Annotated in this window: 12 protein-coding genes and 1 pseudogene; 5 read left to right on the top strand and 8 right to left on the bottom strand. The window is 64.9% G+C overall.

Going from position 1 to position 19,935, the window contains the following annotated elements; all coding sequences use genetic code 11:
* The first annotated feature begins 151 nt into the window (after window positions 1-151).
* Entirely contained in the window at window positions 152-574 is a 423-nt protein-coding gene (locus ACX80X_RS06130; protein WP_252568837.1) for an Hsp20/alpha crystallin family protein, read from the top strand.
* A 20-nt stretch (window positions 575-594) separates the two neighbouring features.
* Here ACX80X_RS06130 and ACX80X_RS06135 read toward each other — a convergent pair.
* From ACX80X_RS06135 to ACX80X_RS06145, 3 genes and pseudogenes are all read right to left on the bottom strand, one after another.
* Window positions 595-1,618: pseudogene (locus ACX80X_RS06135) on the bottom strand (6-phosphofructokinase).
* Window positions 1,615-3,999: a phosphoenolpyruvate synthase gene (ppsA, locus tag ACX80X_RS06140; protein ID WP_459309372.1), complete on the bottom strand. Its 2,385-nt coding sequence runs from the start codon at window positions 3,997-3,999 to the stop codon at window positions 1,615-1,617. Before ppsA ends, ACX80X_RS06135 begins: the two are co-directional and overlap by 4 nt.
* Window positions 4,000-4,090: 91 nt before the next feature.
* Entirely contained in the window at window positions 4,091-6,649 is a 2,559-nt protein-coding gene (locus ACX80X_RS06145; RefSeq protein WP_252599557.1) for a cation-translocating P-type ATPase, read from the bottom strand.
* Between the two features lie 237 nt (window positions 6,650-6,886).
* On the opposite strand from ACX80X_RS06145, the gene ACX80X_RS06150 reads away from it, so the two are divergent.
* Window positions 6,887-7,339: a universal stress protein gene (locus ACX80X_RS06150; RefSeq protein WP_252599447.1), complete on the top strand. Its 453-nt coding sequence runs from the start codon at window positions 6,887-6,889 to the stop codon at window positions 7,337-7,339.
* A gap of 142 nt (window positions 7,340-7,481) precedes the next feature.
* Here the strand turns inward: ACX80X_RS06150 and ACX80X_RS06155 are convergent, their stop codons facing one another.
* From ACX80X_RS06155 to aspS, 3 genes are all read right to left on the bottom strand, one after another.
* Window positions 7,482-8,048: a glycosyl hydrolase family 65 protein gene (locus ACX80X_RS06155; protein WP_256476814.1), complete on the bottom strand. Its 567-nt coding sequence runs from the start codon at window positions 8,046-8,048 to the stop codon at window positions 7,482-7,484.
* Between the two features lie 549 nt (window positions 8,049-8,597).
* A complete protein-coding gene (locus ACX80X_RS06160) occupies window positions 8,598-9,437 on the bottom strand; it encodes a GNAT family N-acetyltransferase (RefSeq protein ID WP_252599448.1) in 840 nt (279 codons plus the stop codon).
* 69 nt (window positions 9,438-9,506) lie between these two features.
* Complete coding sequence (aspS, locus tag ACX80X_RS06165) at window positions 9,507-11,294, bottom strand: aspartate--tRNA ligase (protein ID WP_252599449.1); 1,788 nt, start codon at window positions 11,292-11,294, stop codon at window positions 9,507-9,509.
* A 109-nt stretch (window positions 11,295-11,403) separates the two neighbouring features.
* Between aspS and ACX80X_RS06170 the strand changes: the two genes are divergently transcribed.
* A complete protein-coding gene (locus tag ACX80X_RS06170; protein ID WP_252599450.1) occupies window positions 11,404-12,660 on the top strand; it encodes an APC family permease in 1,257 nt (418 codons plus the stop codon).
* Between the two features lie 16 nt (window positions 12,661-12,676).
* On the opposite strand, the gene hisS is transcribed toward ACX80X_RS06170, so the two are convergent.
* Window positions 12,677-14,062 carry a histidine--tRNA ligase gene (hisS, locus tag ACX80X_RS06175; protein ID WP_252599451.1) on the bottom strand — a complete coding sequence of 462 codons (1,386 nt, stop codon included), beginning with the start codon at window positions 14,060-14,062 and terminating at the stop codon, window positions 12,677-12,679.
* 232 nt (window positions 14,063-14,294) lie between these two features.
* Between hisS and ACX80X_RS06180 the strand changes: the two genes are divergently transcribed.
* Window positions 14,295-15,095 carry a peptidylprolyl isomerase gene (locus ACX80X_RS06180; protein ID WP_252599452.1) on the top strand — a complete coding sequence of 267 codons (801 nt, stop codon included), beginning with the start codon at window positions 14,295-14,297 and terminating at the stop codon, window positions 15,093-15,095.
* A 67-nt stretch (window positions 15,096-15,162) separates the two neighbouring features.
* Complete coding sequence (locus ACX80X_RS06185; RefSeq protein ID WP_252599453.1) at window positions 15,163-16,773, top strand: DUF349 domain-containing protein; 1,611 nt, start codon at window positions 15,163-15,165, stop codon at window positions 16,771-16,773.
* 689 nt (window positions 16,774-17,462) lie between these two features.
* Here ACX80X_RS06185 and ACX80X_RS06190 read toward each other — a convergent pair.
* Window positions 17,463-19,856 (bottom strand): RelA/SpoT family protein, encoded by a 2,394-nt coding sequence (locus ACX80X_RS06190; RefSeq protein WP_305884755.1) that lies wholly within the window; start codon window positions 19,854-19,856, stop codon window positions 17,463-17,465.
* Window positions 19,857-19,935 lie beyond the last annotated feature (79 nt).

The raw sequence follows: 19,935 nt of genomic DNA on the forward strand, positions 1-19,935 counted from the left end.
CCCTCCAATGCCGGCTCGCATTGAACCGCACCATCAGCGCAACCTTCCCGGCACTCAGGACCAAAGCCTCTGGGTCCTCCCGGCCCTTTGCCCGACCCTTAAGGAGTCGGGCACGTCATGCCCCGACGGTCATCCAAGCAAGGAGGCAGCCATGGCTGATTTGATGAAATGGTTTGACACCCGGCGCTCCCCCGTCGAGATGATTGAAAGAATTTTCGAAGGTGATACAGCGGCGTCGGGGATCCGCGTCGAAGAATCGGTTGAAGGCAACACACTTGTGGTCCGGGCCGAACTGCCAGGGATCGATCCGGACAAGGACGTCAGCGTCACCATCGTTGACGGCGCCCTTGAGATCAAGGCCGAGCGCAGGGAGCAGTCCGAGCAGAAGGAAAAGGACAGTTACCGCTCGGAGTTCCGCTATGGTTCTTTCGTGCGGAGGCTCGCTTTGCCCGACGGCGTTCAACAGGAGGACATCACTGCTTCCTACAGGGACGGGGTGCTGGAGGTCAGGACGCCGGTGCCGACGGCCGCCCAGCAGCCCCCGGCGAGGAAGATCGAGATAACGCGCGGCTAACAGCAGGATCCGGCCACGGATCAGCCGAACAGGACCGCTGCCTCACGGTAACGGTCCTCGGGAACGGTCTTGAGCCGGCCCAGCGCAGCGTCAAATCCGACGTTCACGATGCTCGTACCGCGCAGGGAGACCATGGTCCCCCAACGGCCGTTGGCAGCCGAATCCACGGCTGCCATGCCCAGCCGTGTGGCCAGCACCCTGTCAAAGGCGGTGGGGGCGCCACCCCGCTGGATGTGCCCCAAAACCGTCGCCCGGGTTTCGATTCCGGTCAGCGACTGCAGTTCGTGCTCCATGAGCACACCGATTCCGCCCAGCCGGGGCCTGCCGAAGGTGTCCAGGCCGCGGGGCGAGTACGGCGCGTCCTGGCCCTCCGGGACGAACGCCTCTGCGACAACCACCAACGGTGCCCACGCGGTCGTGTGCGGACTGCACCCACCCGGCAACCTGCCCCAACGGAACCGTGTGTTCCGGAATGAGGATGGCGTGGGCGCCGGAAGCCATCCCGGCATGAAGGGCGATCCAGCCGGCATTTCGGCCCATGACTTCTGCGATCATGCAGCGGTGATGCGACTCCCCCGTGGTGCGCAGCCGGTCGATGGCCTCTGTCGCCGTCTGGACCGCGGTGTCGAAGCCGAAGGTGAAATCGGTGGCGTCGAGGTCATTATCGATGGTCTTTGGAACGCCCACCACCTTAATTCCCTGGTCTGACAGTTCCTGCGCGGCCGCCAGGGTGCCCTCTCCCCCGATGGCGACCAGGCCGTCCACTCCGAGACGGCTGAGGCTTTCGCGCACCGCCCCCACTCCGCCTTCCTTTAGCGGATTGGTCCTCGATGTACCAAGGATGGTCCCGCCAAGACGGGAAAGTCCCCGCACGGCGTGCCGCGGCAACGGGACCACGTCCCCGTCAAGCACCCCTCGCCACCCGTCCCGGAAACCGACAAAGTCATACCCGTGGGAAATGACGCCACTCAGCACTGCACCGCGGATCACCGCATTCAGCCCGGGGCAGTCTCCGCCGCTCGTGAGAATGCCCAGCCGAGTCACTTTTCGGACTTTTCGGCCGCAGCGATCACGGGAACCGTCTTGAGGTACGTGTCGGGGTTGAGCGAAATGGAATCGATGCCCTCCTTCACCAGGAATTCCGCGAAGTCCGGGTGGTTGCTCGGGCCCTGGCCGCAGATACCGATCTTGATCCCGGCTGCATGCGCCTTGCCGATAACCTCTGCGATCATCGACGTGACCGCTTCGTCCCTCTCGTCAAAAAGCCCGGCCAGCTGTTCAGAATCGCGGTCAACCCCCAGGACAAGCTGTGTCAGGTCATTCGACCCTATGGAGAATCCGTCGAAGCGCCGGGCGAATTCCGACGCGAGGATGACGTTCGAGGGAACCTCGCACATCATGTAGATCTGCAGTCCCTCCTCACCACGGACCAGGCCGTTTTCTGCCATCACCTTGATCACCAGGTCTGCCTCGTGGAGGGTGCGGCAGAACGGCACCATGACAATGACGTTGGAGAATCCGAGTTTCTCGCGTACTCGTTTCAGCGCCCGGCATTCCAGGGCGAATCCTTCCCGGTAACGCTTGTCGTAGTAACGCGAGGCCCCGCGGAATCCCAGCATGGGATTCTCTTCGGCAACTTCGAAGGAGCCGCCTCCGATCAGGTGTGCGTATTCGTTGCTTTTGAAGTCGCTGAGCCTGACGATCACGGGGAGCGGGTGATAGGGCGCCGCGATCTTGGCGATGCCCCTGGCGAGGACGTCAACGAAGTATTCCTGCAGGTCGGTGTAGCCGTACGTGAGCTCCCTGATGCGTGCAGCCTCGCCGGCTTCTGTGACGCGTTCGGGATGGACCAGCGCCATGGGATGGATCCGGATGAGGTTGCTGATGATGAATTCCATCCGTGCCAGGCCCACGCCGGCCGCGGGCAGGCGCCACCACTGGAAGGCGGCTGACGGGCTGGCGATGTTGACCATGACGGCGGTCCGGGTCGCAGGCAGGGCCCCGAGGTCAACCTCTTCGACATCGAAAGCGAGGGTGCCCTCGTAGACCTCCCCGTCCTCACCGCCCGCGCAGGAAAGCGTGATGGGCGTTCCTTCCTCAAGGACCGAGGTGCCGTTTCCTGTCCCCACCACGGCGGGCACGCCCAGCTCCCTGCTCACAATCGCGGCATGGCTTGTCGGGCCGCCGTGGTCGGTAACGATGCCGGCGGCGCGCTGCATGATGGGAACCCAGTCAGGGTCGGTCATTTGGGTCACCAGGATGGCGCCGTCCCGGAATTTGTCGATGTCCCGGGCGTCCCGGACCACACAGGCGGAGCCGTGCGCGATCGATTCACCGATCGCCGCACCGGAGACAAGCCGAGGGCCCGATTCGCGAAGGTGGTAGACGCGGAAAACGGACCCGCTGCGCCGCGCCTGGACAGTCTCCGGCCGTGCCTGGACCATGAAGAGTTCGCCGGTGGACCCGTCTTTGGCCCACTCCATGTCCATAGGACACCCGTAGTGGTCCTCCACCGCCACAGCCCAGCGAGCTAGGGTCAAAATCTCGGACTCGGTGAGTACCAAGGAGCGCCGCTCCTGGTCTGTCGTGTCAACTGTCCTGGTTCGCGCGTGCCCGCCCCGGCTGTAAACCATCTTCCGTTCTTTCGAGCCCATTGTTTTCTCGATGATCGGTGCAAATTGTGTGGTGGACAGCAGTGGCTTGAATACCTGGTACTTATCGGGGTTGATGGTGCCCTGGACCACCGTTTCTCCCAGCCCCCACGCGGCGCTGATCAGCACGCTGCGCGGGAATCCTGATTCTGTGTCGATGGAAAACATCACCCCGGATGCCCCAAGGTCTGAACGCACCATCCTCTGCACGCCGATGGACAAGGCCACATCCAGATGGTCGAACCCCTTGATTTCCCGGTAGCTGATGGCCCGGTCGGTGAACAGCGAGGCATAACACCGCCTGCAGGCCTCCATCAGCTCCCGCTCGCCGGCAACGTTAAGGAAGGTTTCCTGCTGGCCGGCGAAACTCGCGTCCGGAAGGTCCTCTGCCGTGGCGCTGCTGCGCACGGCAACCGAGGCCCGGGCCTGTCCTGTCCGTTGGGACAAGGCTCTGTAGTGTTCCCTGATGTCGGCGGCGCTGTCCGGCGGAAACTGCCCTTCAAGGATGAGTTCCCGGATGGATTCGCCGGCTTCCCGCAGGCTTGTCCGGCCCGCCCGGTATGCATCGATCGAGGCACGCATCGCCGGTTCGATGCCGTTGGCGGCGACGAACGCCCGGTAGGCGGAGGCCGTGGTGGCAAAGCCCTCCGGTACCCGGACGCCCGAACTTATCAGGGAGCGTGTCAGCTCACCCAGCGATGCGTTCTTGCCGCCCACGGAGGGCACATCGCCCATCCCTACGTCTTCCAGCCACACCACGTGAACGTCGGTCATCGTCGTCCTTGCATTCATGGCTCGATCCTCCCGGGTCAGCCGCGGCAGCAGCAGAGGCTTTGGTCCTGCGGACTCCGGCGTGAGAAGGGTGCTATCCGGCTTTTGTTCCGTGCCGTCTTAGCCTCTTGTAAGCCCAGTCGGCTGCCAGCACCGCGGGAACAGCCAAAGCCGCAACGGCGAACCCGAGGAGCGGCGGCGGGAGGTGTCCAAGTACGGCGGAAACAGGCACTGCGTAAAGGCACACGGCCAAAGCGCCGATTTCTGCCAGCACCGCCCAGAGCAGCAGGCGATTAGTGAGCCAGCCCTGCTTCCAGGGCGGCAGGGTGGCGCTGCGGCAGGCGAAAGCATTGGCCAGCTGGCCAAGCACGACGGCGGTGAAGGCGGCTCCGGACGCCGCCATCACCAGATCGGCATCCTGCGGGTCTCCGCGCGTCCACCCGCCGCCGAACAGCACCACGGAAAACGCCGTCATTTCCATGGCCGCTTCCACGGGACCCAGCACGCAGAACACCCGGAACATCAGCCGGCGGTCCATCAGATGCCGTCTTTCGGGTGGCCGCTTCAGCACACCTTTTCCTGGCGGTTCGCCGCCCAGGGCGAGGGCGGGAAGGAGGTCGGTGCCGATGTCGAGGGCGAGGATCTGCAGTACACCGAGGGCGAGCGGGAACTGGCCGCCGGACAGTGCCCAGATGACGAAGGGCGTCAGTTCGGCAACGTTGTCTGTCAGGTGGTAGGTCAGGAAGCGGTGAATGTTGGAGTACGTGGTCCGGCCCTGTTCGATGGCTGCGACGATCGTGGCGAAGTGGTCATCCAGGAGCACCAGATCGGCAGCTTCACGGGCAACGTCAGTTCCGCTGAGTCCCATGGCCACCCCGATATCGGCCTCCTGCAGCGCGGGACCGTCGTTGACGCCGTCGCCTGTCATGGCCACGACGTGGCCGCGGCTCTGCAGCGCCTTGGCCACCCGCAGCTTCTGTTCCGGCGAGACCCGGCTCACCACAATGCCATCCCGGTCCAGCAAGGCGCCAAGGATCTGTTCGTCCTCAGGAAACTGCGATCCTTCCAGAACCAGTTCCGGGGATCCCATCAGACCGATTTCCCGGGCAATCGCCGCAGCCGTGGCGGGATGGTCGCCTGTGATCATCCCGACCCTGATCCCGGCTTCGCGGGCAGTCTGGATCACCTCCCCCACGCCGGGCCGGGGCGGGTCGTGGAGGGCGATCAGCCCCAGCAGGGTGAGCTCCACTTCAGCCTCCTCGGGAAGGCGCCCCAGCCAGTCCTGCACCGGACCGGGCAGCTCACGCATCGCGACCGCCATGACCCGCAGCCCCCGGGAAGCCATCGCTTCAACTTCTTCCGCCGCAGCGCCTGCGGACTCTCCGCAGAGCGCCAGGACCGATTCGGGCGCCCCTTTAACAAAGAGGGTGGCGCCGACAATGGCCGATTCACGCCGACGGCGGGGATCAAACGCGAACCGCCGCGCAGGCATCGCTTCTACGGGAGCGGACCCGGAAAGACGGCGCGCCAAAACGTCAATGGCAGCCTCCATCGGATCCCCCGCCGTCCTCCACTCAACTCCGTGGAGGACAGCCCTGCCCTGGGAGGCGGCCCGTGCCGCGAGCGCGGTACTGGTGGCCGCGGAGATCCCGGTTCCCTCTATGTCGGCCTCCGGCTGGTAACCCTCCCCCGTCACCTTCGCACGGCCGTCGGCTGTAAAGACTTCGACGGCGTTCATCCGGTTCTGCGTCAGGGTTCCTGTCTTGTCGGTACAGATGAAAGTGGTGGATCCCAGAGTTTCCACGGCCTCCAGATTGCGGACCAAGGCGTTCCGCGCCGCCATCCGTTGGGCCCCCATCGCCAGTGAGAGAGTGACGGTCGGCAGGAGCCCCTCGGGGACCAGGGCAACGGCGACGCCGATGGCGAAGAGGAAAGCGCCCTGCCAAGGGATGCCTACCAACAAGGACACGAGGAAGAAGAACCCGGCGACGGCCAGTGCTACCGTCGCGATGATGTGGACGATCCGGCGCAGCTCACGGGCCAGCGGTGTCGGCGGAGATACTGTTCCACTGGTCAGCGCGGAGATTCCGGCAAGCCGCGTGTTTCCACCTGTGTGGGACACTACCGCGTCTGCGTCTCCGTTGACGAGGAACGTCCCGCCCCAGGCGCTGTCGCCGCTGGCCTTAGCTACCGCTTCACTCTCGCCTGTCAGCATTGACTCATCCACGGCACAGCCGGAGGCAACAGTCAGGACGACGTCGGCGGGCACCCGGTCACCTGCTGTCAGGACCACGGCGTCACCCGGGACCAGTTCACTGGTGTGAACCCTCTGGATGTGTCCGTCCCGGCGGACGGAGACGTCAGCGGGCAGCAGCGCGCGCAGTTTTGCGGCCGCGTGCTGGGCACGTTCCTGCTGGATGTGGGCGAAAATCCCGTTGACGACGACCACCACGATGATAGCAACACCAAGCTCCGGGAGGCCTCCGACGAAGGCAAGTGCAGCGGCGCACCACAGCATCAGTGCAAAAAAATGCGTCAACTCGCCCAGGAGCTTCCGCCACTGCCGTACCGGCTTCGCGGTGGGAAGAACGTTTGGCCCCGACTCCCTGAGCAATGCTGCGGCGCGTTCAGAACTCAGACCGGTTGCATCCAGTCCGAATCGGGGCGGACCCCCTTGTTGCGTCACTGCTACTCCAAATTCGCCGAAGTCTGGTTCGTTGACAGGCTTCACCAGGTGGGCCGTAGCGTCTAGGGCCAAAGGTCATGGTGGGGTCCGGGACGTTGATGCGGACGCTGTGCCGGCGTCGTGACCTTGGACCCTGTTCGTCCTTAACCGCCGGGTACATGCTTTGAGGAAGCCTGTGCACGTACGGCACGCGAGGAGAAGATCATGGCCAAAGCCGCTGAGGAGAAGATCATCGTCGGCGTGGACGGTTCCGACGCATCCATCGAAGCTCTTCGCCAAGGGACTCGTCTGGCGCTGGCCCTTGGGACCCGCCTGGAAGCCTGGGGATGCTGGGAGTATCCGGCAGGTTATGAAGGCTATCTTGCTCTGGGGGTAGAAGGTTTCGCCCGCGAAGCTGAGGAAAATCTGGAGCGTGCACTCGCGGAAGCCTTTGGCCCCGAACGTCCGCGCCATGTCATTGTCAGGCTCGTCCACGTCTCGGCACGGACGTCGTTAGTTGGCGGAAGCAGGCGCGCCTCTCTACTTGTCGTCGGAAGCCGCGGGCATGGCGGTTTTGCCGGCCTGCTGCTCGGATCGGTCAGCGCTGCCTGCGTCGCCCACGCGCACTGTCCTGTCCTCGTGGTGCACTCGCCCCGGGCGGGAAAGCCCTCTCCGTAGGTGATTCCCGCCGTCGTGTTTCTTTATTCAGCGGGTTCTTTATTCAGCGGACCTGATTCAGCGGGTTCCTTATTCAGCGGACCTGATTCAGCGGGTTCCTTATTCAGCGGACCTGCCCCGGACAGGTACATGCCGGGAGACCTTAGCCAGCAACAAGCGGGAAGTGCCGTGTATCGCCGGCGCCCAGAAGGACGCGTTCGGAGCCGACCTGCAGCCGAATGGCGGAGGCGTCTCCGGGAGCCGCTGAAACAGTCAACGTGCCGTGTTCGAGGTTGACGGCGAGTAGATGGTCCCGGTAGCGGACACGGAAGGAAACTGACTCTATTTCTTTTGGCATTTTTGGGGCGAAAAGAAGGGCATCACTGGTGATTCTGAGGCCAGCAAAGCTGCGCTGATAACATCGATGGTTCCGGCCATGGCGCCAAGGTGGATGCCTGTGTGAGTGGTGCCGCCTTGGGTGTCGTCGAAGGTCAGCGCTCAGCGCCTCACGGAAAGTGCTCCAGGCCCGCTCCGTGCCCATCGCGGCTAGCACTGAAGCGTGTGCCACGCGGCTGAGCGTGGAGCCGTGAGCCGTGCGGGCCAGGTAGTAATCGACTGTCTCGGCGAGTTGTGCGGCGGACACTTCATAGCCCAGCCCGGCCAGAAAGAGCGTCAATTCCTTCTCGCCAAGGACGTAGAGCAGCATCAGCACGTCAGCCTGCTTGGCCAGCCTCTACCGGTTGGTGCTGTCGCCCTCGGCTTCGAGGATCAGGTCCAGGCGTTCGATGTCGCTCACTGCGGGGCCATCGCGGACGGTGGCCCTGGTGCAACAGAGCTCCACCGGGAAACCCGTTCGCTATTCGACCTACTCCAGCGGCGACAACGGACTGACCTGGGAGCACGGAACCGACCTGGATGCTCCGTCCTCCGATCAGGAGGTGGCCTTCCCCCCCGGCTGGCCACTAACGGCGAAGGGTTTGTGCTGCTGGCAACCCAAGGGCGGCCACGCCATCACACGCGCCCGTTCTTATGGTCAGCGGCGACGGCAGGGAGTTTGCGGCCCGGACAGTGGACCACACCGCACTCGAACAGGAGGATCTCCGTGTTTACGCCATCGGGATCGCAGGCGAAAAGGTGATGATCGCCGGCGCCACCGGGCCACCTGACGGGCGCGAACCCCTTGGGATAAGCGTTGATGTACCGGAGCCATGATGTACCTGAGCCCTTGATGAACCCCTGCCGTGGATGCGCCCGTGCATTGCAGCCGCCGCAAACACCGTCAACAGCCGGTCAGGTGCCGCTTGGGCCGTTCCTGCCGGTAAAGGTAGCGGCAGGCTTCCTGGAATCCTGCCTTGGCGTAGAGCTGCTGGGCCCAGGAGTTTGCTGCGGTGACCAGCAGCCAGTAGCCGGCCAGGTTCCGGACGGCGCCTTCGTACAAGAGTGCCTGCATGATCCGCAGGGCATGGCCGCGCCGCCGGGCGTCCGGGCGGGTGGCCATGCAGTACAGCCCGCCCCAACCCCCTGTTGCTTCCCCGGCGGGAGGGAGAGCGAGCCGGCCGACGGCGGCGGGAACGCCGTCGTGGGACCTCACCAGCGCATAGAGCGACGGGCAGCCTGCCAGGATGCTGCGTGCGGTCTCGCGCTCGGCCGGGCCGCCGCGGCCGTCCACGCTCCACCACAGCTCCAGCCACTCATCGCTGGGGACCGTGGAGATCTCGACGCCGGGTTGGGCCGCCGCAGGATGGGTTAGCGCAGGTTGGTCCGCCGCCTGGACGCCGTTGCTCCGGCACATCACCAGTGTTTCGGACTGCCGGGTGAAGCCTTCCCCGTCGAGGATGGCATTCAGTCCGGTGGAGCGGGGATCATCGAAGACCTGGAAAATCAGCGGCAGGCGCCGGCCGCGGTACCAGAGCCGCGCCGCACGCAGAGCCTCGTGCTGCCGGCGGGTGTTGCCCTCAGGCTCGCGCGGCCAGACCGAATTGGCGCGCTGGGTCACGCCGGAGGCCGCGCGAAGCACCCAGCCGTCGGATTCTTCGCGGTCCGGGGCCGGCCAGGCGGCATCCATCAGCGCCTCAAGCCCGGGCAGGGCAAGGGCTGGTGCAGGACGTGAAACTGTCATGGCGTACCACCCTTCCAAGGCGAAAGGCCCCCCGGTTTCCCGGGGAGGCCCTCGACTGCGTTGTTCAGATTACTCGGCCTTTTTGGGCTCTTCCGTTTTCGTTTGGGGCTTGAAGTCCACGCCGGCTTCCTTGCGCTGCTGCGCCGTGATCGGCGCGGGGGCCTGGGTCAGCGGATCGTATCCGTTGCCTGTCTTCGGGAAGGCAATAACGTCGCGGATGGACTCAACGCCCGCCAGCAATGCCACCACGCGGTCCCAGCCGAACGCGATACCGCCGTGCGGAGGAGCGCCGAACTTGAAGCCTTCCAGCAGGAAGCCGAACTTAGTCTGGGCGTCTGCCTTGTCCAGCCCCATCAGTTCGAAGACGCGTTCCTGGAGGTCACGCTCGTGGATACGGATGGAGCCGCCGCCGATTTCATTGCCGTTGCAGACGATATCGTAAGCGTAGGACAGGGCCGATTCCGGGTCCTTGTCGAACGTGTCCATGAACTCGGGCTTGGGCGAGGTGAAGGCGTGGTGGACGGCCGTCCACTTTCCGGCGCCAACAGCCACATCGCCGGACGCCACCGCTGCGGCGGCCGGTTCGAACATGGGGGCGTCAACCACCCAGCAGAAGGCCCAGGCGCTGGGGTCGATCAGGCCGGTGCGGTGGCCGATCTCCACGCGGGCAGCACCCAGGAGGGCACGGGCCGCTGACTTCTCACCGGCGGCGAAGAAGATGCAGTCGCCCGGCTTGGCGCCCACGGCGTCGGCGAGGCCTGCACGCTCGGTTTCGTTCAGGTTTTTGGCAACAGGGCCGGCCAGTTCGCCGTCTTCCTTGAAGAGGACGTAGGCCAGGCCTTTGTGGCCTCGCTGCTTGGCGAATTCCTGCCAGCCGTCCAGGGTGCGTCGCGGCTGGGAAGCGCCGCCGGGCATCACCACGGCGCCGACATACGGGGCCTTGAAGACGCCGAATCCGGTGTCCTTGAAGAATTCGGTGAGCTCAGTCAATTCCACGCCGAAGCGGAGATCGGGCTTGTCCGAGCCATAGCGCGCCATGGCGTCTGCGTAGGTGATGCGCTGGATGGGCGTGGGGATCTCGACGTCGATCAGCTTCCACAGCGCCTTGACGATGTTTTCGCCCAGGGCAATGATGTCGTCCTGGTCCACGAAGCTGGCTTCGATGTCCAGCTGGGTGAATTCGGGCTGGCGGTCGGCGCGGAAGTCCTCGTCGCGGTAGCAGCGCGCGATCTGGTAGTACTTCTCGAAGCCGCCCACCTGCAGGAGCTGCTTGAAAAGCTGCGGTGACTGCGGCAGTGCGTACCAGGAACCCGGCGCCAGGCGGGCGGGGACCACGAAGTCGCGGGCGCCTTCCGGCGTCGAACGCGTCAGCGTGGGGGTCTCGATCTCGACAAAACCGTCCTGGTGGAGCAGTTCACGGGCAATCCGGTTGGCTTCGGAGCGCAGCCGGAGGTTGCGGGCGGGGCCGGGGCGGCGCAGGTCGAGGTAGCGGTGCTTCAGGCGGGCTTCCTCACCGACCTCCACGTGTTCGTCGATCTGGAACGGCAGCGGATCGGAGGTGTTGAGGATAACCACCTTGTCCGCCATGACCTCGATGGCGCCAGTGGCCAGAGCGGGGTTCTCGTTGCCCTCCGGGCGCTTGGAGACGGTGCCGGTGATCTGCAGGACGTACTCGTTGCGCAGGCCATGGAAGACCTCTTCCTCACGGACCACAACCTGGGCCACGCCGGACGCATCGCGCAGATCCACGAATGCAACACCACCGTGATCACGACGGCGGCCCACCCAGCCAGCCAGGGTTACGGTTTGTCCAATGTGCTCGGAGCGAAGGGATCCGAGGTCATGTGTGCGCAGCACAGCACGCCTTTCTGAAGACGACAGCAGGAAAACAAAAGATAAAACTGCATAGGATCGTTCCGGGAACAATCCCGTCTGAGTTTACCCGCTGGAAAGGCGCGACTCCCCCATGCCCGAACACCAGCAGCTTCAACGGAGGCTCGGCGTGTTTGACGCCACGTCCATCGGCCTGGGCTCCATGCTCGGGGCCGGCGTTTTTGTGGTCTTCGCCCCCGCCGCGGGCCTGGCCGGAAATTTCCTGGTCCTTTCGGTCCTGATCGCGGGTGCCGTGGCCTACTGCAACGCGGTGGCCTCCGCGGAACTGGCTGCACGGTATCCGGCCAGCGGCGGAACGTACGTGTACGGCCGGAAGCGCCTGGGGGAATGGCCCGGTTTCCTGGCCGGCTGGGGATTTGTCAGCGGCAAGACGGCCTCCTGCGCCGCCATGGCCCTGACGTTCGGCCACTATGTGTCACCGGGCTACGCGGTGCCGGTTGCCATCGCTGCGGTGGTGGCGCTGACCGCCGTGAACCTGTTTGGCATTACCCGCACAGCACTCCTGACCAGAATCCTGCTGTGCGTTGTCCTGGCCACCCTGGTGTTTGTTGCCGCTGCCGCCATCGTGGGGCCGCATCCTGCGGACTTTTCGGCAGGCGGAACGTCCGACGGCGGAGCTACCGCCGGCTTTAGTGGCGTGCTGCCGGCCGCCGGCCTGATGTTCTTCGCCTTCGCCGGCTATGCGCGCATCGCCACCCTCGGAGAGGAAGTCAAGGATCCGGCCAGGACCATTCCGCGTGCGATCCTGGCTGCCCTCGCCGGCGCCTTCGTCATCTACCTGGCGTTGGCGCTGCTGCTCCAAAACCACTTGACCGAAGGCAAGCTGGCCGCCACCACGGCCCCGCTGCTGGACGCTGTGGTCAATTCGCAACTCGCCGCCGGTGCGCCGGTGGTTCAGGCCGGCGCGGCAGCGGCGTGCCTAGGTGCGTTGCTTGCGCTCATCACGGGAGTGGGCCGCACAACGTTGGCCATGGCGCGGGAACGCGATCTGCCGGCGCCCCTGGCACGAGTGGGCGGCAAGCACACGGTGCCGTTCGTGGCGGAACTGGCGGTGGGCGCCGTCGTGATCTTCCTGATCCTGACCACTGACGTGATGACGGTGGTGGGGTTCTCCAGCTTCGGTGTGCTCATCTACTACGCGGTGACGAACGCCGCGGCGTACACCCTGGAGGAGCACCCGGCCCACGGTCCGAGGTGGCTCAATGTGGTTGGCTTCATCAGCTGCCTGCTGCTGGCTTTCACGCTGCCGCACGTCTCGGTGCTGGGGATGGCCGCCGTGCTGGCCGTCGGCGCGGCCGGCCGGTTCGTGGTGCTTCGGCTGCGCCGCTAGCTGAACACCGGGTCGGTCAGGCCGGCTGGGCTGCTGCCGCTGGCACCTGGACTGTTGTGACCTGGACGTTAAGGTCTTCCGACGGCGGCGTCCAGGTTGCGGGATCGGCGTCGGCCTGCTCGCCGGACCGGATGTCCTTGACCTGGTGCTTGCCGTCGTCGTCGGTGAACCAGACGAACGGGATCCCGCGGCGGTCCGCGAATTTGATCTGCTTGCCGAACTTCTCGGCCTTGGCAGCGACTTCGGTGGCGATGCCCCGGCTGCGGAGCTGGGCGGCAACGTCCTGCGCGGCACCCCAGCTGTCGTCAGTGGTGAGCGCCACCAGCACGGCGGTGGGCACCGAACGGGAGGCCTTGGCCAGGTCCTGGCTCAGGATGCGCGAAACCAGCCGCGTCACACCGATGGAGAGGCCGACGCCGGGGAACTTGCGGTTGCCCTTGCTCGCCAACGCGTCGTAGCGGCCGCCGGAGCAGATGGAACCGAGCTGTTCGTGGCCCACCAGGACCGTCTCCACCACCGTGCCGGTGTAGTAATCCAGGCCGCGGGCGATGCTGAGATCGGCAACAACCTTGCCCGGCGCGCGCTGCACGGCCGCTTCGATCACCTGTTCCAGTTCATTCAGGCCCTCCTCAAGGAGGTCGTTCGTCACGCCGAGCGCACGGACCTGGGCCACAAACGAGGTGTCCTCGGTACGGATTCCTGCCAGCTTCAGCGCGGCCTGCGCCTGGTCATCAGTAGCACCCAGTTCGGTCTTGAGCAGATCTGCGACCTTGGCTGCGCCGATCTTTTCCAGCTTGTCGATGCTGCGGAGCACACCGGCGGTGTCATCCAGGCCGATGCCGCGGTAGAAGCCTTCGGCAAGCTTGCGGTTGTTGATCCGGAGGCGGAAGTCCGGAATCGGCAGTGCGCTCAAGGCTTCGGCAATGACCAGGGCAATCTCCACGTCATAGCGGAACGGCAGCTCGCCGTCGCCCACCACATCGATGTCTGCCTGGGTGAATTCGCGGGCCCGGCCTTCCTGCGGGCGCTCCCCGCGCCAGACTTTCTGGATCTGGTAGCGCCGGAACGGGAACGCCAGGTACCCGGCGTTCTCAACGACGTACCGCGCAAAAGGCACAGTGAGGTCGAAGTGGAGCGCGAGGGCGTTGGGGTCAGCTTTGCCGGCCTTGCCCGCGTCGGAGGTGTCGGCATCGTCGTCCTGAAGGCGGCTGAGGCCGTAGACCTCCTTATCAATCTCACCCTTGCGCAGCAGCTGGCCCACGGTTTCCACGGCACGGGTCTCGATGGACGCGAAGCCGTGCAGCTCAAAAACCTTGCGAAGGGTGTCCAGCACGTGCAGCTCCACCAGCCGCTCCTCAGGAAGCCACTCGGGGAATCCGGACAGGGAGGCTGTGCGTGCCATGGTGGATGTTCTCCTCTTGATGAAGGGTGCCTGGGACTTTGCCCGGCATTCCGCCCGAAACGGGCGGGGAACGGCGGCAGTCCGGCAACTCATGCATAAACTATGTGCGGCAGTCAGTTTATGCGTCATCCGCCGGCATCTCTAATACGGCGGCCGGCGCCGCAAGGCTGCCGGCAGACAACCGCCTCCGGATTCAGTTCCTACCGGACGCGGCCCGATACAAGGAGGACCATTGGCGGCCAGTCCACGCAACGCCCGCGAAGCCAAACGGCGCATCCAGCAGATGGAGGCAAAGCGCGAGCTGCGGCGGGACCAGGAGAAACGCCGCAAGCGCGACAACCTCATCGCCGCCTGCGCCGGAACCGCCGCCGTCCTGCTCGCCGTCGTGCTTCAGTTCACTGCCTTTGCCGGCAATCCCACCGAAGAGGAATTCGCCGCCGCGGAGGCCGGCCTGACCAGCCCAACCGACTCCCCCACGCCTTCCGCGCCGGCCACGAACGGCGCGAACATCCCGGCCCCGGACACTGCCGCCGGGAAGGTGTTTACCGGTGAATTGGCACTGAACGGGAACGTGCTCGGCGTCGAAATCGACGGTACCAAGGCACCCCAGGCTGCCGCGGTCTTCAAAGCATTGACGGACGATGGCTTCTACAACGGCAGCGCGTGCCACCGGCTGACCACGGGCGACACCTTCGGACTCCTGCAGTGCGGTGGCGCCACCGCTGCTGCCGACCCCGAGTACACCTGGGGTCCCCTCGAAAACACCCCGGCAGACAACATCTACCCTGCGGGCACGATTGCCATCGCCCGGTCCGGCGACAACGCCTACGGTAACGGCAAGCAGTTCTTTGTGGTCTACAAAGACACGGTGATTCCCGCCGACTCTGCCGGGGGCTATACGGTGGTGGGCAAGGTGACCTCTGGAATGGAAGCAGTCAACGCCATTGCCGCCGCGGGAATCAAGCCCGGCTCCAGCGCATCAGACGGCGCACCTGTGCAACCAGTCACGATAGACTCGGTTTCTCTGAAGTAGGAAGCCAGGCCGTTACGGCCGCGGTGCAGTACGTGAGTATTTCCCTCCAAGCGAAAGACTTTTAGCGGTGACAGACAGTCAGAAATCCGACGAAACAGCAGCAGACCTGACCGAGGTAGCGGCCCCCGTGGCTGACCAGGCAGACGCTGTCCAGGCAACCGCCGAACAGGCCACGGTTGACGAAACCGCAACTGAAGCGGACGTGGATCCAGAGAGCGTGGGCCTCCAGGCCGAACGTGCCGAGGTCCCGGCCGCCCCGGTTGAAGAGAGCGCGGCTGAAGGCGAGAGCGCGGCTGAAGAAGCCCCGGCTCCGGTGCCTGCTCCGGCACCTCGACCCGCCCCGTCACCGGCAGCCTTCGCTGCCCGGCCCAAGCCGGCAGCAGCCGCACCTGTGGCAGCACCGGCACCCGTCGCCTCCGCGACTTCGCTGGCGGAAGCTGCAAAGTGGGGCCGTGTCGAGGGTGACGGCCACGTATTCCTGACGATCGACGGCGATGAGCACCCGGTGGGCCAGTACCCCGGCGTCAGCAATGACGAAGCCCTTGCCTACTTCGCGCGGAAGCATGACGACATAGTTGCGCAGGTCCTGCTCCTGGAACAGCGCATCAGCTCCAAGGCGCCCAGCACCGATATGCAGAAGACCGTCACGCACCTGCGCGAGCAGCTGGCGGAGCGGAACATGGTGGGAGATCTTCGTTCCACCGAAGCGCGGCTCGACGCTGTTTCCGTGCAGATCGCAGAACTCGAAAAGGCAGAGAAGGCAGAACACGACGCCGTTCGCTCCGCCGAGCTCGCGGCCCGCGAGGCCATCGTGGCCGAAGCCGAAGAGATCTCGGGGCAGGATCCCGCACAGATCCAATGGAAGACCTCCAGCGCCCGGATGAACGATCTTTTTGAAAGCTGGAAGACAGCCCAGAAGGGCGGCATCCGGCTTGGCCGCAGCAACGAGGACGCCTTGTGGAAGCGGTTCCGTGCCGCCCGCACAGTTTTCGACCGTCACCGCCGCGCGTACTTCTCCCAGCTGGACAGCACCAACTCGGCCGCAAAATCGGCCAAGGAGAAGCTCATCGCCGAAGCCGAGGCTCTGTCCTCGTCCACCGACTGGGGCTTTGCGGCCGGCGAATACCGCCGGCTCATGGATGAATGGAAGGCCTCACCGCGCGCCAGCCGCAAGGACGACGACGCCCTCTGGGCCCGTTTCCGTGCCGCGCAGGATGTGTTCTTCACGCACCGGCAGGCAGCCAACGAGGAGATCGACCAGGAATACGCCGCCAACCTCACGGTGAAGGAAGCGCTCCTCGTCGAAGCGAACAGCATTCTGCCGGTCAAGGACCTGGCCGCGGCGAAGAAGGCGCTCCAGTCTGTCCGGGACCGCTGGGAAGAAGCCGGCAAGGTGCCCCGCGCCGACATGGGCCGCATCGAAGCCGGCCTCCGCAAGGTGGAGGACGCAGTCCGCAACGCCGAAGAGGAAAACTGGCAGCGCTCCAACCCTGAGACGAAGGCCCGCACCAACAGCGCCCTGTCGCAGCTGGAAGCAGCCATTTCCGGCCTGCAGGACGATCTCGCCAAGGCCGAGAAAGCCGGCGACCAGCGCAAGATCAAGGGGGCCCGCGAAGCCCTCGAGGCGAGGCAGGCCTGGTTGGACCAGATCCAGCGCTCGGCCAGCGAGCTTTCCTAGCAAGTAGTTTGAGGACGCCTTCATCAGGCGTCTGTCGGAGGACGCACAGGCCCGGCCCCGGTTATCCACATAACCGGGACCGGGCCTGTGCGCGTTAAGGGAAGACGCGGCAGGATGGAGGGATGGCCACCTCCCCACCACCCCAATACCCGGACCTGTATTCGCCCGGCAAGCCTTTCGCGTGGCCCGAACTCCAGTCGCTGGCAGCGGACGGTGTCCTGGCGCAGTTCCACCAGCACGGCTTCACGTTGCCGGATGCTCCCGCGTCACCCCAGGTGCGGGCCAGAACGGTGGCCAACGCGGTTCCGGCGGCCGTCAGGCAGCGCGTGGTGGCCGGGCGGATGACGGCGGCCTGGATCTACGGCTGTGCGGCTGAACCGGACCGGCTGGCCTTGCTTGTGGATGCGAAGCGGCGGATTTCGAGCCTCCGCAACACAAGGGGCTGCACGCTCCATGAAGTCCGGCTTGGTCCGTTCGACGTTGTCAGCATGGGCGGGCTGATGGTGTCGAGTCCACTCCGCACCGCCGTCGACATCGCCCTGCATGTCGACGCCCACCGGGCCTTGCCAGCACTGGCGGGGTTGCTGGCCCGTCCGGAGCGGGACGTGCGGCTGCGCCTGCTGATTCTGGCCATTGAGGCCAGCCCGCGGGTCCCCCACAAACGGGCCGCACTGGAAAAGCTGGCCTTGCTAGCTCCGGCGCTTGTTACCGGTGGTCCGGTAGACGTCGAACACGCCGTCGATGCGCCGCACGGCACTGAGAACGTGGCTGAGGTACTTGGGGTCGCCCATCTCGAAGGCGAACCTGGAGATGGCCACCCTGTCGGTGGAGGTGTTCACGCTTGCCGCCAGAATGTTGACGTGGTTCTCGGACAGCACACGCGTGACGTCGGAGAGCAGGGACTTCCGGTCCAGCGCCTCAACCTGGATCTCCACCAGGAAAACACTTGACTGGGTGGGTGCCCAGTCCACCTCGACAATCCTGTCGGGCTGGTCCCGGAGATCCGAAATGTTGGTGCAGTCCGTGCGGTGCACCGAAACACCGGAGCCGCGGGTGACAAAGCCGAGAATCGGGTCCGGCGGAACGGGCGTGCAACAGCGCGCGAGCTTCACCCAGACATCGCCAACGCCGCGCACCACCACGCCGGAATCGGAGAACTTGGTTTTGGCCACCTGCGTGGGGATGCTGACTTCAGTGATGTCGTCGTCAGTGCTCTCGTTGCCGCCCAGGCTTTGAACGAGTTTCTCCATGACCGACTGCGCTGACGTATGACCGTCGCCCACGCCGGCGTAGAGGCCCGAGATGTCAAGGTACTTGAACTCTGCGGCTACCGCCGCGAGGGCCTCGTGCGTCATCAGGCGCTGCAGGGGCAGGTTTTGCTTGCGCATGGCGCGGGTCAGCAGTTCCTTGCCGCGGTCGATTGCTTCTTCGCGCCGTTCCTTGCTGAACCACTGGCGGATCTTGTTCCGGGCGCGGGCACTCTTGACGAAGTGTTGCCAGTCCTGGCTGGGCCCGGCACCTTCGGCCTTGGAGGTAAAGATCTCAACCCAGTCACCGTGGTTTAGCTCGCTGTTCAAGGGCACAAGCTTGCCGTTGACCCGCGCGCCGATGGTGCGGTGTCCCACTTCGGTGTGGACGGCGTAGGCAAAATCCACCGGAGTCGATCCGGCGGGCAGTGCCATGACCTCACCCTTGGGGGTAAAGACAAAGACTTCGCGGGCATTGATCTCAAACCGCAGCGAGTCCAGGAACTCCCCGGGATCGGACGTTTCCTGCTGCCAGTCCACCAGGGACCTCAGCCAGCCCATGTCACCGTCGCGGGGGCTGCCCGGCCCGACAGCCGTAAGGCTGGGCTGATCCTTGTACTTCCAGTGGGCGGCCACACCGTACTCAGCACGGCGGTGCATTTCGTGGGTCCTGATCTGGATCTCCACGGGCTTGCCGCCGGGTCCGATCACCGTGGTGTGCAGCGACTGGTACATATTGAACTTGGGCATGGCGATGTAGTCTTTGAACCGCCCCGGCAGCGGGTTCCAGCGCGAATGCATAGTGCCCAGGGCGGCGTAACAGTCCCGGACCGAATCGACGAGTACACGGACGCCCATGAGGTCGTTGATGTCGTCGAAATCCTTGTCCCGGACGACCATCTTCTGGTAGATCGAGTAATAGTGCTTCGGCCTGCCGGTGATGGTGGCCTTGATCCGGGCAGTACGGAGATCCTCAGTGATCTGGTCCCGGATGACGCCGAGGCTTTTCTCCCGTTCCGGGGTGCGGTCGCCCACCATCCGGACGATTTCCTCATAGACCTTTGGATAGAGGGCCGCGAAGGACAGGTCCTCCAACTCCCATTTGATGGTGTTCATGCCCAGCCGGTGGGCCAGGGGCGCGAATATTTCCAGGGTTTCGCGGGCTTTTCGTGCCGATGACTCCGCGGAGACAAACCGCCAGGTCCTGGCGTTGTGGAGCCTGTCCGCGAGCTTGATCATCAGGACCCGGATGTCCTTGGCCATGGCCACAACCATCTTGCGGACGGTCTCGGACTGCGCGGCTTCACCAAAGCTGACTTTGTCCAGCTTGGTGACGCCGTCCACCAGCATGGCAACCTCGGGACCGAAGTCCCTTTTGAGGTCCGCCAGTGTGTAAGGGGTGTCCTCGACCGTGTCGTGCAGCAGTGCCGCGGCGAGTGTGGTTCCGCTGAGGCCCAGCTCAGCGAGGATGGTGGCTACGGCCACGGGGTGGGTGATGTAGGGATCACCGCTCTTGCGCTTCTGCCCACGGTGGCTCTGCTCAGCCACCTCGAAGGCGCGCTGGATGAGATCAAAATCTTCTTTTGGGTTGTTCGCACGGACGGTACGCAGCAGCGGCTCAAGAATGGGCGAATAGGTTGCCGTGCCGCGGCCGGTCAGCCGGGCCAGACGGGAGCGGGTACGTTCGCGGCGTCCGGGAAATGTAGGGCGGGCGCCCGATTTGTCCACGGGAACAACTGGCGCCGGGCGTGCGGAAGCGGTCAGTCCGGTCTGAACTCCGTGTCCCGGACTGTTATCCCCGCCTGCCGCTGGCACCGACGCCGAACGTTCTTCCAATGAAGCACCCCTCACGACTGTTTAATTACCCCAGTCTATTCCCCCGCCAGTTCACTTATGTAACCGGCGCCTGAATGCG

Source organism: Pseudarthrobacter sp. MDT3-1, assembly GCF_054510755.1.